This window comes from Flagellimonas nanhaiensis (assembly GCF_003382275.1).
GTDB classification, from domain to species: Bacteria; Bacteroidota; Bacteroidia; order Flavobacteriales; family Flavobacteriaceae; genus Flagellimonas; species Flagellimonas nanhaiensis.
In genome coordinates this window covers 211,140-224,110 of record NZ_QTJX01000002.1, presented here as the reverse complement: position 1 = coordinate 224,110, position 12,971 = coordinate 211,140, and the positions used below count along the sequence as shown (strand labels likewise).

Here is a 12,971-nt window from a genome sequence, read left to right as displayed (position 1 = left end):
TTATGGATTGAATTATGGACATAATAGTCTCAAAAACCCAAGCCTCCTTTCAAAAAAAGAAGCAAAATGTTAGCAGCATCCACCACCATTGTAGTGCCATGTGCTTTCACTGATATGGATTTCGTCCGATTCTTTTTGAAGGGCCGCAGCTGTTTTATCGCATACGGCAAGAGGCTGGTTTTGGTACATTACGTGACCTTTACCATCATCAAAATATTCCTCATCACCATAATAAATAGCCGTTTTTCCGGTAAACATACATGGACCATCTTCTGGCATTGGATCTTTGATCGCAGCTATTTCTATAGATTCAATATGTACCAGTTCATCCGTTGGATAGTGGTTTGGGGTTAATACCCTATATGATCTTCTAGCCCTAATTTCTATAGTGCCAAACCCTGCGTCGGTCAACACCTTCACATAATCCTTAAGAGGAATACTTCCGCTTAAACATAGGGCTCTTAGCCTATCATCATTTCTGAGTTCGTCGTTCATGGGTTGCTCACAGATGGGGTCACTCATTACGAGTCTACCATGGGGCTTCAATACACGATACATTTCTGATACTGCTTTCTTCAGATCCTCCATTTTAAAAATGTTGAACAAACAGTTTTGTGCTGCCACATCAATACTTTCATCTTCCACGGGCAAGTGCAGTGCATCTCCTTTGACCAAATCAACAAACTCGCTTTTGAACCAATTGTTCTCAGCTTCAGCAGTTTTAAAATTTTTACGAGAGGCTTCAAGCATTTCGTCTACGGAATCCACTCCTGTGACACCACCTTTTTGTCTCGAAAAGTAAGCGAATTGAAGCAGTTCCATTCCACCACCAACACCCACATAGAGAATTTTTGGGTTGTTCACCAAATCTTGGGCAGATACCGTGCTTCCACAGCCATAGTTCATTTCTTGCATGATCTTGGGAATGGAAAGACCCGGGAATTGCCAAATGGGGGAAGTGGTACAACATAGTCCAACATCTGGGGTAAGGGCGGCTTCTTTGTAGAGGTCTTGGGTTGCGTCTAAATAACTCATATTTCTTTAATTAATTCTTTGAACAATTGTATCATCTTGGGTTCGGCTTCACCTGCAATTCTTATAATTTCCTCGATATTAATAGGTTGCAAATTATCTGGATCGCATTCGTCCGTTAAAACAGAAACCGCCACAATAGGTAGTCGTAAATGATTGGCAACAATTACTTCTGGTACAGTACTCATGCCTACGGCATCGGCACCTAAAATCTTCAACATGCGATATTCCGCCTTGGTTTCCAGTTGTGGGCCTACCACGGAAACGTACACGCCTTTTTGCAAGGATATCCCCTCTTTGTTGGCGATAGCTTCAATTTTAGTACGCATATCCAGATCGTAAGGCTCGCTCATATCCACAAATCGGTCCCCGAATTCAGACACATTTTTGAAAGCTAATGGGGAACCACCCTGCAGATTGATATGATCTTCAATGAGCATGATCTCTCCTTTCTTAAAGTTAAGATTGATGGCCCCAGCGGCATTGGAAACAAATAGTTTTTGAATACCCAGCATGTGCATGGTTCGTATGGGGTAGGTGATATCCAAAAAATCGTAGCCTTCGTACAAATGGAACCTCCCCTGCATCACGACTACTTTTTTGCCTGAAATTGTACCGTAGATCAATTTCCCAGAGTGAAACTCCACCGTGGCAAGTGGAAAATAAGGGATGTGATTGTAGTGTGCTTCTATGGGATTTTCAATGGCATCTACCAACTGCCCTAAACCAGTGCCCAGGACAATACCGATTTCTGGTTTGTCAAACCCTTTTTTTATAAGGTATTCAACTGATTCTTCTAATTGTGTTTGGGTCATTCTTTCATATGTTTTAAAAAAGGCTTGAAAGCCGGAATATCTTTAATGTCCTCATAGTGATCGACATCATTTTTTTCTTCAAGCATATAGAGGTCTTCCTGGTTCAAATCCTTCAATGTGTTTGACAAGACCGTATCCGTGCCCCATGATTTGTTTTGGAACAGTTCTTTTTTTAGCGATGTCATTCCCAAAAGATAATAACCTCCATCTTCTGCGGGACCTACAACAAAATCGTGATTCTCCAATTTTGAAAAAGCCTCCTCCAATTCTTCTTGGGAAAGGTCATACATATCACTGCCAATGATAACAATTTTTTTGAAACCAGAATTGAAACCTTCCTCAAATGCATTGGCCATTTTTTGACCAAGATCTGATCCTATCTGCAATTTTTTTGCATAGATTTTGGAATCCCAAACATCGTTTTCCCAAATGGATTCAGAATAAAATACCCACTTGGAAACATCTAGGTCCTTGGTGAAGGATACGGTCCGGTCTAATAAAAACTCATAGATTGATAATGCCGCCGCATCACCGACCTTGGCCGCCAATCTGGTCTTGCATTTTCCCAACTCGGGATTACGTGTTAAGATTAAAAGTAGGTTACTTGTCAACAGTTTTGGTTTTATCGGTATAGACCTTGTCCGCATTGGTCAGCAAACTGCCCCAATACTTACTGTACGCATGAACTTTTTCCGTGTCTTCCCCTTGGGAATCATAAACCGGGAATCCATTGTTTTTCCAGGCAAAGATTCCACCGTATAGATTCTTGACATTGGAGAACCCTGCCTTTTTCAATTTCTCACCAATTTCTTCGGAACGCACTCCAATAGAACAATATACCACTATGGGCGTATCTGGGTTGGGAATCGTCTTCTTAACGTTATCCACCTCAAAGGTTTTGTGCCCTACCCAAACGGAATTCTTTAAATTACTGACCATATACTCTTCACTTTCTCGAGCATCTAGTAGAACAATTGTATCAATTTTATGTAACTCTTCAACGGAGATATAATCTACAGTGTGCTCATTATATTTTTCCAGCACATTGGGAATGGAATTTTGGGCACAAGAGGCAAAATTAATGACAATGCAAAGTGTAAGAATCGAGAGCAATCTCATAGGAGCCAAATAACCCTCAAAGATAACCCTTTAATCTTGTCCATTATGATTATCTTACTACATATAAATTTGGGCTATGGCTGCACGAATTAAACTTGCCTTTGTATTTCTTTGCTTGCTTTTAATGGCATGCAAGGAAACAACCACTAAGAAGGAATTGAAACCATCACAAGAACAGAGTTATAAAGAGAAATATCGACCCCAGTTTCATTTTTCCCCTTCGGAAAAGTGGATGAACGACCCCAATGGATTGGTGTACCATGATGGCATCTATCATTTGTTCTATCAGTACTATCCAGATGATATTGTTTGGGGCCCCATGCATTGGGGACATGCCGTTAGTAAAGATATGGTGCATTGGGAGCATAAACCTATTGCCCTTTATCCTGATGAGCATGGATTGATTTTTTCTGGAAGTGCCGTAGTTGACATAAACAACACTTCTGGTTTTGCAGAAAATGGAGAAGTACCCTTGGTGGCCATTTTTACCTACCACTTAATGGAAGGAGAAAAAGCTGGCAGAAATGATTTTCAGACCCAAGGGATTGCCTTTAGCCTGGATAATGGTGACACTTGGACCAAATATGAAGGGAACCCCGTAATAGGAAATGAAGGCATAAAGGACTTTAGAGATCCCAAAGTGTTTTGGCATCAAGATTCCCAAAATTGGATTATGGCTTTGGTGGCCGGAGATCATGCCAAATTCTACAGTTCCAAAAACTTGAAGGAATGGAAATATATCAGTGATTTTGGAAAAAACCAAGGGGCACATGGAGGAGTTTGGGAATGTCCCGATCTTTTTCCTCTTGAGGTTGAAGGTCTCGAAGAGGAAAAATGGGTGTTGATTATCAGTATTAACCCTGGAGCACCCAACGGGGGCAGTGGCACACAGTATTTTATTGGCGATTTTGACGGAAAACAGTTCAACTCCGATCAAAAAGAACCAAAATGGTTGGATTATGGCACAGATAACTATGCGGGGGTAACCTACAACAATGTGCCCAGTGGAGACCGAATTTTTATAGGTTGGATGAGCAATTGGGATTATGCCCGAAATACACCTACAGAGAAATGGAGAAGCGCCATGACCTTGCCCAGAAAATTGTCATTAAAGAAACATGGCGAAGAATATTGGCTTGTCAATACACCATTGGATCAGGTGGAAACTTTGGCCAAATCGGAATTGATTGGGGAAATGTTGGTTGAAGAGGGTGCTTCAAAAGAAATGGAAATTGAGGGACTAAACCAGTCCAAGGTTGAGCTCAAAACCAGTTCCAGGGATTTTACATTGTTATTCAAGAATGATTTAGATGAAAGCCTGGAGCTGACCTTGAACGCCAAGGATAGTGTTTTTGTATTGGATAGGACGAAATCTGGGAAGGTGGACTTTCAATCAGAGTTTGGGAACAAAAAACACCATATGCCCATCTCTATAGAGGAGAAGAGCAACTATGAAATGAAAATATTACTGGATTGGTCATCGATTGAGATTTTTTTGAATGGAGGACTGTATTCAATGACTGAGCAGATTTTCCCATCAGAGCCTTACAATACCTTGATTATTGAAAATAGGGATGGTCAGGAAAAAATTGAACTAAAACCCATCCAACATATGGAAACCATTTGGTAAAAACGTAGAGCTCTGATTTATATCAGCTTTTTTATGTGATATCGTTTGGACCTTTAAACTAAATCTTCAAAAATGTCCCTTACCATAGACCAACTTAAGAATATTGCTGAGCAAATTGATCAAATCATTGGTCTCATCCGACAACGGGAAGCTGCGAATAGTGAGGTCCTAAAAGAAGTCTGCGAAGAATATAAACATAGTGCTAGAAACCTTATACATTATAGCGCATTTAGAAGTTTTGATGCCCGACAAATGCAAAAGGGCCTAAAACAAATGGGGCTTACCCGATTGGCCAATGCAGAAGGAAACATTCTGGGAAGTTTGCTCAATCTAAAGGCTATTATAAATAGCCTGATTCAGGATGAAGTACAAACTGTAGAGGATGACTATTTGCAAATTGGGGCGGGGAATAGATTGTTGGAAGAACATGCAGGGCGCCTTTTTGGTATCAACGGAAAGGAACGCCGTGTGCGGATTATGGTGACCCAGCCCTCAGAGGCTGCCCATGATTATGGCATGGTGCTGGGGATGGTGAAAAATGGAATGGACTGTGCTCGAATCAATTGTGCACACGACAATCCAAAGACTTGGGAGGCCATTGCAAAAAATGTTAGAAAAGCAGCTGATGAATGCTCAACCACGGTTAAAATTGCCATGGATTTGGCCGGCCCAAAAATCAGGACAGGAGATATTGGGTCTGGTCCCAAGGTCAAAAAAATCAGACCTGTCCGAAATGCCTTTGGAGAGGTAGTGAGCCCGGCAAAAACTCTATTGGTATGGGACGAAGAGCGCAACATGGAGCCAAATACGATTCCTGTACCCAAGGAATGGCTCCAGAAATTGGAAGTTGGAGATTTTTTGAAGGTAAAGGATACGAGGGGCAAATCACGAAATCTGCGGGTAGAGAAAGTCACCAATGATGAAGTGCTATTGTATTGCTCCAAGACAGTCTATCTGCAAACAGGGGCATATTTAAAACCAATTCGGTCAGATTTATCCAAAGGATTGATTGGGGATTTGCCTCCAGTAGATCAGGCCATAGTTTTACGAACAGGGGATTTACTTATTGTTACCGCGGATAAAAGTCAAGGAACACTGCCCATATTTGACAAAGAAGGAAAATTGATTGAACCTGGAAGAGTTCCCTGCTTGCCACCAAGCATTGTTACTTCGGTTAAGCAAGGCGAACCTATTTTATTTGATGATGGAAAAATCGAAGGTGTCATAGGAGAGGTGAACAAAGATTTTTTTGAAGTCAAGATTATCAAGGCCAAGGAGAACGGGTCTAAATTAAAAGCGGAAAAGGGAATCAATTTTCCAACCTTGGACCTTGGAATAACAGGTTTGACCTCCAAGGATCGAGAAGACTTAAAATATGTGGCCAAATATGCTGATATCATCAACTACTCTTATGTCAACAGCGAAGAAGATGTGGACATGCTCCTTCATGAAATTCAAAAGCTCAAGATAAGGGATGACATTGGACTGGTTTTGAAAATAGAGACCAATGAGGCCTATAAAAACCTTGTGAGCATATTGTTAAGGGCAATGAAGATTCCACATGTAGGGGTAATGATCGCTCGGGGTGATTTGGCCCTGGAGGTAGGGTGGAACAATATGGGAATGGTGCAGGAAGGAATCCTTTCGTTCTGTAGTGCTGCACATGTTCCTGTAATTTGGGCTACCCAGGTTCTGGAAAGTTTGGCCAAAAATGGTGTCCCTTCACGATCGGAGATTACCGATACCACTTCGTCCATAAAAGCAGAATGTGTAATGCTCAACAAAGGCCCCTATATTCACGAGGCCATTGTTCTTCTAGATGAGATACTTTCCAATATGGAAAACCTTCGGGATAAAAAAGAGGTAATGTTGCCCAAAATAGAGTGGTCCTAATTGGGGGAGTACCATCCCTGTTTCTTCACAAATACCGCTGGATTTCCCCACTGTAATTTAAGTGCCTGTTTTCAGACTAAGTAAAGACAAAAAACAGGTAATAACTTAAGAACATTCAATATGAAAATAGGAATCAACGGCATGGGAAGAATTGGACGTGCCGCTTTAAAGGTGATCAACGAGACCCCAGGTCTTGAGGTCGTTGCTGTAAACGATATTGTACCCATAGAAAATACTGCGTATCTGCTTAAATATGATACGGTCTATGGAGTTTATGAAAAAGAGGTCTCGCATGAATCCGACACCTTGGAGGTGGATGGAAATAAGATTCACTACACCTCTATTAGAAATCCAGAAGAATTACCATGGAAAGAACATGGAGTGGATTTGGTTATCGAGAGTACAGGAGTCTTCACCAAAGGTGAAGATGCAGAACGCCACATCAAGGCTGGGGCTAAAACCGTAGTGATATCGGCACCTACCAAAAGTGAAGATACTCCAACTGTTGTGCACGGGGTAAATTCTGAAGATGGAGATACCAGCGTGTTCTCTTGTGCAAGTTGTACTACCAATAACATTAGCCCAGTTGTGGAGATTTTAGGAAGACGCATAGGTATAAAAAAGGCCATAATGACCACTGTACACGCCTACACTGCCTCGCAGGGTATTGTGGATGCACCTTCCAAAAAGAATTTTAGGATGGGAAGAGCAGGAGCACAAAACCTGATTCCTACTACTACCGGAGCGGCAATTGCCACAACTAAGGCCTTACCAGGGTTTGCAGGAAAATTTGATGGAGTGGCGATTAGGGTACCCGTTCCGGTTGGGTCCATTTCTGATTTGGTCTTTGTTACAGACAGACCTGTTACTGCCGAAGAGGTGAATCAAATTCTAGAAGAAGAATCAAAAACGGAACGTTACAAGCACGTACTCGATACCACCGATGAACCCATTGTATCATCTGACATTATAAAAAGCCCATATGCATCAACAGTGGATTTGGCCATGACCCGGGTGGTTGATGGTGACCTGTTGAAGGTGATGACATGGTATGACAATGAATGGGGATTTACCAATCAGATGGTAAGGCAGATACTGGAGATGAACGGATAAATAAAAAAGGGTGCTGTTAAGCACCCTTTTTTGAGACAGTTCTCTATTAGGAGATTAATTAATGGTGTTTGTAGGTTTAAGACACGTATTGGTACAGGCTGTTGATCAGGCAACAAACGGAAATCGCAAAAACGAAATACCAAAACAGTAAGCCCAATTTATCTTCTACAGTGTTCATTTTGATATAGCTTTGTTCAGGTTGTGGTGATTTTCTACACTCCGAAAGTACATAATATATGATGTCCACAATACACAACTTCATCCATGGTTGCAAAATGGACATAATTGGTACCTAATGTTTTGTAAATGGTAAAAACAGGAGACTAAAAAAATCCCCTTAAGGGGATTATTCGGTAATTTCCAAAAAAAGAATTAAGCTAATTATTTCAAAATCAAACAATAAGCTTTTAAAGTTAGACCAAAGGAGTTCCCTTAAGTCTTTTCTCAATCTTTTTCTTCTTTTCGGTAAGACGCTTCATGATATCCATTAAGGAAGAATCCTTGGTCTCTTTATATATCTCGTTGATGGAAAGTATAAGTTGTTTAGCCTCTCTTGAAGCTGCTACCCTGTCGCTAGTGGACATATGGCTCAAAGTCCTGTTTTCAAACTCCTCTGCCTTGGCAAGTAATTCTTGGGTCATTTTTGTTTAAAATTAATCTAGATTGGCTAAATATAAGAGTTAGTTTCATATTTTATGCCTATGTGGGTATTCGATTTTCATATTTATGAAAATATTAAGAACAAAAAGTGCGCTCGAACCCCATATTTAATGGTGTCCGGATTGATTTACAAACAATTGATCTTTTTTAAGTTCCCGTGATCTTTTACAAATAATGGTATTTAAACAAGATGGATTCAATTCCTTCTGTGATTTCCATAATGGGATATGGCCTGATGTTTCCCAAGATGATGATGGTTATTTCGTCATCAATATAACGATGCAGATTACAGACATATCCGTACATGGAACCCCCATGCCGGACCAATTTACCTTCTGGCCTGCTGTCTGAATGCCTTTTGTAGTACTTGATTTTAAAGCCATATCCATAACCTCCGTAAATACCGGGAGTGCCATCAAAAAGCTTTTCTTTTGCCTCTTCGGAAATAAAATCATCAGTATACAAAGCCTGATCCCATTTCAAGAGGTCAAGGACTGTGGTGTACATATCCCCGCCCCCTTTGGCATAGGCCATAAAGTTTCGTTGGGCTGGAATGATTTCTCCATTTTCTACTTGATGCCCTTTTGCTTTGTCCGAAGGAAATTTATGTGTCCTTTCAATTCCCGAAGAATGCATCTTCAGAGGTTTGAATATCTTATCGTTCATATATTGCTCATAGCTAATGCCGCTTACCTTTTCAAGAACCAGGGCAGCCAGTTGATAGTTCAGGTTTGAATAGCTGTACGAACTGCCAGGCTCCATGGAAAGCTCTGCTTTTTCATTATATAATTGAATCAGCTCTTTAGAGCTGATATCTCGATATTCCAATGTGGTCAGTCGGTTGAGGTGGACGGGCAAGCCACTGGAATTTTTCAGTAAATGATGTAATGTGAGTTTGCCGAGGTCATCCCGTAGTTCTGGAATGTAATTTCTAATGGGAGCATGAAGGTCCAATGTCCCTTTTTCAATCTGTTGCATGATGGCACAGGCCATAAAGGATTTTGTCAAAGAGCCTATGGAAAATTTGGTTGCTACTTCATTTTCTGTTTTGTCCGCAACATTGGAAAACCCATAACCTTTTTGGAACAAGACCTGCCCATTTTTAGCTACCAATATGGTTCCATTGAACTCTTGTTTCTCTTCAAACCCTTGAACAAATGAATCGATCTCTTTTGGAAGCTCTTGAGATCTTCCAACAAATACACAGGCAATAATTGGAAGTAGAGCTTTTACCCAAGGTGAATGTTTAGTCAATTTCAGTATCATCCTTGTCAAATCTTTTGCGGTTGATCAATTTTTTGTTCTCATCATAGAAATAGGTTATGTAGGCGGTTCCATTGTCCGTGCGGTTGACCAACTCACCCTTCAACCCCAGGTATGAGGTTTTAATGAGATTTCCGTCCCCATTGTATTCCTGTTTTATGGAAGCATACCCTCGGGTTTTGTGGAGTACCGGTTCGTTGTCCAATCCCAGAAGGTCAACCCGGGTCCTGTTTTTACCCGAAGCATTCCAAGTGTATTTTGCAATACTGTAACCTGCATTTTCATTGATGCCGGGATTTCCGTCCTTGTCCAGGAATTGGGTATAAGCATAATTTCCGCGCTTGTCATAAAATCTTTTACTTCCCCAAAAACCATAGGAGTTTTGGATTGGGGTCCCGTCCACATCTTCATACCTAATTGAGCGCTCGTAGCCAAATTGGTCTGTGGAGTTGATGCCCTTGGCCACATTGGGTCCATTGCCCCGTTTTACATTGTGTTGGGCATCCAGGACCGTCCAACCGTACCATCGCCCCAATTTGTCAAAATGCAGTTTGTCTTGGGCCACGCCGCTGTTGTTTTCGACTAAACTTCCTTCATCATCTACATTTTGCATCAAGGCAAGTAGACCATTTTGGTTGTAGCACAATCGGATTTTATAAAACTCAAAACCAGGGCGGAGCGAAACCGGATTTCCCTCTTGATCTACACGGTTCTCAATTACGGAACCATCATTTTCCAGTTTCCAAGTGTATTCGTAAATGCCCCAACTGTTTTCTATTCGATTGCCTGCTTCGTCTTCAAAATATAGTGAGGTGTATCGACCCAAATCATCCTTCAGGTAAATTTCCTTGTATGCATTTCGTTGTTCAACCTGATTTCCAAAACGGTCAAAAAATGTGCGGATTTCTTTGTTGTCCTCATAGGTAAATCGCTGTTGGGGAGAAGTGAAAAAGTAATTGGCCGTATGGTTGGGATTAACCAAGGTATCGCCCAACTTGAAGGAAACCCTCAAGAGCCTAAAGTCTTGGTCGTACGCAAACTCATAATGGTTGCGCTCACGGACTTCTTCCTTTGTAAGCCGGACCACCCCTCTGAAATCAGCATAGGGTGATTCCCGAAGGGGGAGGGTGGAATAATATTCAATAATGTTGTATTTCCTCTCGGATTTAGGTTGCTCCGAATCTTTCTGTTGACAGCCAAAGCAGGCCAAAAGTATAGTGAAAATGATGAATTTCTTCATGATGGATTTTTGGGCAAATATTGGACGGACCGTCCAAAAATGGCATTTTCCCGAGGGGAATCTGGATTCAATTCCTGAATCGGGACCTACTTTTTGTTCTCCTCAAGGAATTGAGAGGGAGTTTGTCCCGTGTGCTTTTTGAAAGCTCCGAAGAAGGCGGACTTACTTCCAAAGCCAGCCATGGTTCCAATGGCTTCCAGAGTGAGGTTGTTGTTTTTTTGATCGAGTAGTTGTTTTTTGGCCTCCTCCACACGATACCCGTTCAAAAAGTCGGTAAACGATTTCCCCAGTTCGTGGTTGATGGCCTGCGAAATGTATTTGGAATTGGTATCTAACTTTTTGGCCAGCACGCCAATGTTGATGGATTTCTGTAGATAGAGCCGTTCAGATTGCATCAAGGCTTCGGTGCGACTTAAAATCTGCCGATAATCCTTTGGATTAAGAGCGCTTGTGGCATATTTAACCGGTGGAAAAAAAGGAGCTTCCGGTGTTGACCAAAAGAATGACCATACAGAACAAGGCTGCCATAAAACTCAAAAAAACAATATCCACGGGCCATTCTATCATGGATATTTGGGTGGTGCCGAACAACCATCGATATATGGAATTGGAAGTGAGCGTAAACAGAGAATACGCCAAAATACTCGTACTTAGGAGCAAGGTCAGGGTCTTGTCCGGTCTGCTTTTAGAATTTCTCAGAAATCCTAGAAAATAATAGGCAATCGGAACCAAAAAAAGCAAGGGAACAATCACGGTCTTGAGTAGGGTACCCAGATTACTCCAATAGTTGAAAGGACCGGGTCTGTTATCCTGGTAAAAACTGTGCAGAATCGTTAGTTTGGTTTCTGAGGACATAAAGAACAGCTTTCCAAATTGGTAGAGGGCATAGCCCAGTAAGGGGGCCATGAGCATCCATTTCCATTTGTTGGACAAAGGTCTTTTTTGGGAGATGGATAGAATAAACATCAAAAATGTGGGATAGAGCAATAGGTTATAAAACCGGCCTGGGGCAAAAAAGAAGGGAAATTGCAAAAAGAGTCTGCTATGTACCATGGTTTTGAACCCCAACTCCAGGGCAATCAAAAAAATGATGAGGTAACCCCAAAAGTATCCATCGTCCTTAAATTTTCTACGCAAAAGAAAAAAGAGGGAGAGGAACAGCCCAATAGCTGAGAACCCTAGTCCGAGCAGAGCCGTTGCATCTATGTTGGGTGGTGAAGACACGTAGTTGATCGTATTTTGGTATATGATCCACCGTGGCAGACCAGGTCCAGCTAAAATATGGATTATTAAAATAGGGTTTACAACTCTCCAAGTACGGGCTGCGGTACATAAAACTTTTCCAAGCTAAAGGAGCCAAAGTAGGTCTGTGTTATGTTCACGGAAAGGGCCGGGTCCGGAGCATCTATCCTAAAGGATAGAACAAGCTGTGTACCGGTTATCTCCATATGCCCCTGATCTAAGGGGCGCGGCAGTTGCAGCATAGTACCGCGGTATTGTTCTTGGTTGGTGGGCCTGTGAAAGCTAAAGGAAAAATTGAACAACAGGTTATCTACTACTACCATTTGGGCCAATGCAATGTTGGGCAGTTTGTGGATGAGCAAACGACTTTGTTGTTTATGCAGCCGGTTAAGGAACTGCCCGTTTTGATGGTGGCAGACGGTATGGTGCGCAAAGGTAAGCTCTAGCGAGGTATAGGGGCTTTGGTTTAGAAAATGGGTAAGGGTGCCAAGTAGGCTTGAATTTTTTGGCATGTGATTTAGGTTAAGTTTGATATAAAGGTAAAATAATTTTAAAATTACCCCTATATATAGGGAAGATTTATTTCTATATATAGTGCATCTTGGTGGTATGCGAAATAAATTAAGCCGCGAAGAGAAGTTGTTTATCCGAGATTTTGGAATGAATCTGAGAGCTTTGCGTGAAGAGCGGAATTTATCGCAAACCAAGTTGGAAGCCATTGCCGGACTTTCCAAGAATCAAGTTTGGCGCATAGAAAATGGTGAGGTCAACACCACCATATCCAATTTGGTGCTACTTGCCAAGGCATTAAATCTAGATGTTTCTGAACTTTTTGAGTTTAGAAAATGATTTCTAGATTTAATATAGAAACAACCTCGATCATCAGTTTTATTCCTACATTGGTTGTATGTAGATTTATTTTTTATTCATATAAACAAGTCATCTGTAATTAAACGAACCTACT

14 protein-coding genes are annotated in these 12,971 nt (G+C 41.4%); 4 read left to right on the top strand and 10 right to left on the bottom strand.

Annotated features, from left to right (window positions below; all coding sequences use genetic code 11):
• Window positions 1-69: 69 nt before the first annotated feature.
• Genes arsM through DX873_RS08445 form a run of 4 tightly spaced genes read right to left on the bottom strand, consistent with a single transcriptional unit; the run spans window position 70 to window position 2,966 of the window.
• Window positions 70-1,035: an arsenosugar biosynthesis arsenite methyltransferase ArsM gene (gene arsM / locus DX873_RS08460; RefSeq protein ID WP_116184024.1), complete on the bottom strand. Its 966-nt coding sequence runs from the start codon at window positions 1,033-1,035 to the stop codon at window positions 70-72.
• Window positions 1,032-1,847, bottom strand: coding sequence for a purine-nucleoside phosphorylase (locus tag DX873_RS08455; RefSeq protein ID WP_116184023.1), 816 nt, complete (start codon window positions 1,845-1,847; stop codon window positions 1,032-1,034). The genes arsM and DX873_RS08455 overlap by 4 nt, the downstream gene beginning before the upstream one ends.
• Entirely contained in the window at window positions 1,844-2,458 is a 615-nt protein-coding gene (locus DX873_RS08450) for a TIGR04282 family arsenosugar biosynthesis glycosyltransferase (protein WP_417935329.1), read from the bottom strand. The genes DX873_RS08455 and DX873_RS08450 overlap by 4 nt, the downstream gene beginning before the upstream one ends.
• Window positions 2,448-2,966, bottom strand: coding sequence for a rhodanese-like domain-containing protein (locus tag DX873_RS08445; protein ID WP_116184021.1), 519 nt, complete (start codon window positions 2,964-2,966; stop codon window positions 2,448-2,450). Before DX873_RS08445 ends, DX873_RS08450 begins: the two co-directional genes overlap by 11 nt.
• A 76-nt stretch (window positions 2,967-3,042) precedes the next feature.
• Between DX873_RS08445 and DX873_RS08440 the strand changes: the two genes are divergently transcribed.
• The 3 genes from DX873_RS08440 to gap all read left to right on the top strand — a co-directional run bounded on the left by DX873_RS08440 (window position 3,043) and on the right by gap (window position 7,602).
• Window positions 3,043-4,596, top strand: coding sequence for a glycoside hydrolase family 32 protein (locus DX873_RS08440; RefSeq protein ID WP_116184020.1), 1,554 nt, complete (start codon window positions 3,043-3,045; stop codon window positions 4,594-4,596).
• A gap of 72 nt (window positions 4,597-4,668) precedes the next feature.
• Entirely contained in the window at window positions 4,669-6,489 is a 1,821-nt protein-coding gene (locus DX873_RS08435; RefSeq protein WP_116184019.1) for a pyruvate kinase, read from the top strand.
• 120 nt (window positions 6,490-6,609) lie between these two features.
• Window positions 6,610-7,602 carry a type I glyceraldehyde-3-phosphate dehydrogenase gene (gene gap / locus DX873_RS08430; RefSeq protein WP_116184018.1) on the top strand — a complete coding sequence of 331 codons (993 nt, stop codon included), beginning with the start codon at window positions 6,610-6,612 and terminating at the stop codon, window positions 7,600-7,602.
• A gap of 413 nt (window positions 7,603-8,015) precedes the next feature.
• On the opposite strand, the gene DX873_RS08425 is transcribed toward gap, so the two are convergent.
• The 6 genes from DX873_RS08425 to DX873_RS08400 all read right to left on the bottom strand — a co-directional run bounded on the left by DX873_RS08425 (window position 8,016) and on the right by DX873_RS08400 (window position 12,519).
• Complete coding sequence (locus tag DX873_RS08425; protein ID WP_116184017.1) at window positions 8,016-8,243, bottom strand: hypothetical protein; 228 nt, start codon at window positions 8,241-8,243, stop codon at window positions 8,016-8,018.
• A gap of 184 nt (window positions 8,244-8,427) precedes the next feature.
• Complete coding sequence (locus DX873_RS08420) at window positions 8,428-9,528, bottom strand: serine hydrolase domain-containing protein (RefSeq protein ID WP_116184016.1); 1,101 nt, start codon at window positions 9,526-9,528, stop codon at window positions 8,428-8,430.
• Window positions 9,509-10,765: a hypothetical protein gene (locus DX873_RS08415; RefSeq protein WP_116184015.1), complete on the bottom strand. Its 1,257-nt coding sequence runs from the start codon at window positions 10,763-10,765 to the stop codon at window positions 9,509-9,511. Before DX873_RS08415 ends, DX873_RS08420 begins: the two co-directional genes overlap by 20 nt.
• A gap of 86 nt (window positions 10,766-10,851) precedes the next feature.
• Window positions 10,852-11,160 (bottom strand): helix-turn-helix domain-containing protein, encoded by a 309-nt coding sequence (locus DX873_RS08410; RefSeq protein ID WP_116184014.1) that lies wholly within the window; start codon window positions 11,158-11,160, stop codon window positions 10,852-10,854.
• 64 nt (window positions 11,161-11,224) lie between these two features.
• Window positions 11,225-11,989, bottom strand: coding sequence for a hypothetical protein (locus tag DX873_RS08405; protein ID WP_147296632.1), 765 nt, complete (start codon window positions 11,987-11,989; stop codon window positions 11,225-11,227).
• A 77-nt stretch (window positions 11,990-12,066) separates the two neighbouring features.
• Window positions 12,067-12,519, bottom strand: coding sequence for a hypothetical protein (locus DX873_RS08400; RefSeq protein WP_116184012.1), 453 nt, complete (start codon window positions 12,517-12,519; stop codon window positions 12,067-12,069).
• Window positions 12,520-12,616: 97 nt separating this feature from the next.
• Here DX873_RS08400 and DX873_RS08395 point away from each other — a divergent pair, with 97 nt between their 5' ends.
• Window positions 12,617-12,856 carry a helix-turn-helix domain-containing protein gene (locus DX873_RS08395; RefSeq protein ID WP_116184011.1) on the top strand — a complete coding sequence of 80 codons (240 nt, stop codon included), beginning with the start codon at window positions 12,617-12,619 and terminating at the stop codon, window positions 12,854-12,856.
• Window positions 12,857-12,971 lie beyond the last annotated feature (115 nt).

Bases quoted from the DNA above. Each gene is read 5' to 3' on its own strand.
- arsM (WP_116184024.1), bottom strand. From the start codon at position 1,035: ATGAGTTATTTAGACGCAACCCAAGACCTCTACAAAGAAGCCGCCCTT.
- DX873_RS08455 (WP_116184023.1), bottom strand. From the start codon at position 1,847: ATGACCCAAACACAATTAGAAGAATCAGTTGAATACCTTATAAAAAAA.
- DX873_RS08445 (WP_116184021.1), bottom strand. From the start codon at position 2,966: ATGAGATTGCTCTCGATTCTTACACTTTGCATTGTCATTAATTTTGCC.
- DX873_RS08440 (WP_116184020.1), top strand. From the start codon at position 3,043: ATGGCTGCACGAATTAAACTTGCCTTTGTATTTCTTTGCTTGCTTTTA.
- DX873_RS08435 (WP_116184019.1), top strand. From the start codon at position 4,669: ATGTCCCTTACCATAGACCAACTTAAGAATATTGCTGAGCAAATTGAT.
- gap (WP_116184018.1), top strand. From the start codon at position 6,610: ATGAAAATAGGAATCAACGGCATGGGAAGAATTGGACGTGCCGCTTTA.
- DX873_RS08425 (WP_116184017.1), bottom strand. From the start codon at position 8,243: ATGACCCAAGAATTACTTGCCAAGGCAGAGGAGTTTGAAAACAGGACT.
- DX873_RS08420 (WP_116184016.1), bottom strand. From the start codon at position 9,528: ATGATACTGAAATTGACTAAACATTCACCTTGGGTAAAAGCTCTACTT.
- DX873_RS08415 (WP_116184015.1), bottom strand. From the start codon at position 10,765: ATGAAGAAATTCATCATTTTCACTATACTTTTGGCCTGCTTTGGCTGT.
- DX873_RS08410 (WP_116184014.1), bottom strand. From the start codon at position 11,160: ATGCAATCTGAACGGCTCTATCTACAGAAATCCATCAACATTGGCGTG.
- DX873_RS08400 (WP_116184012.1), bottom strand. From the start codon at position 12,519: ATGCCAAAAAATTCAAGCCTACTTGGCACCCTTACCCATTTTCTAAAC.
- DX873_RS08395 (WP_116184011.1), top strand. From the start codon at position 12,617: ATGCGAAATAAATTAAGCCGCGAAGAGAAGTTGTTTATCCGAGATTTT.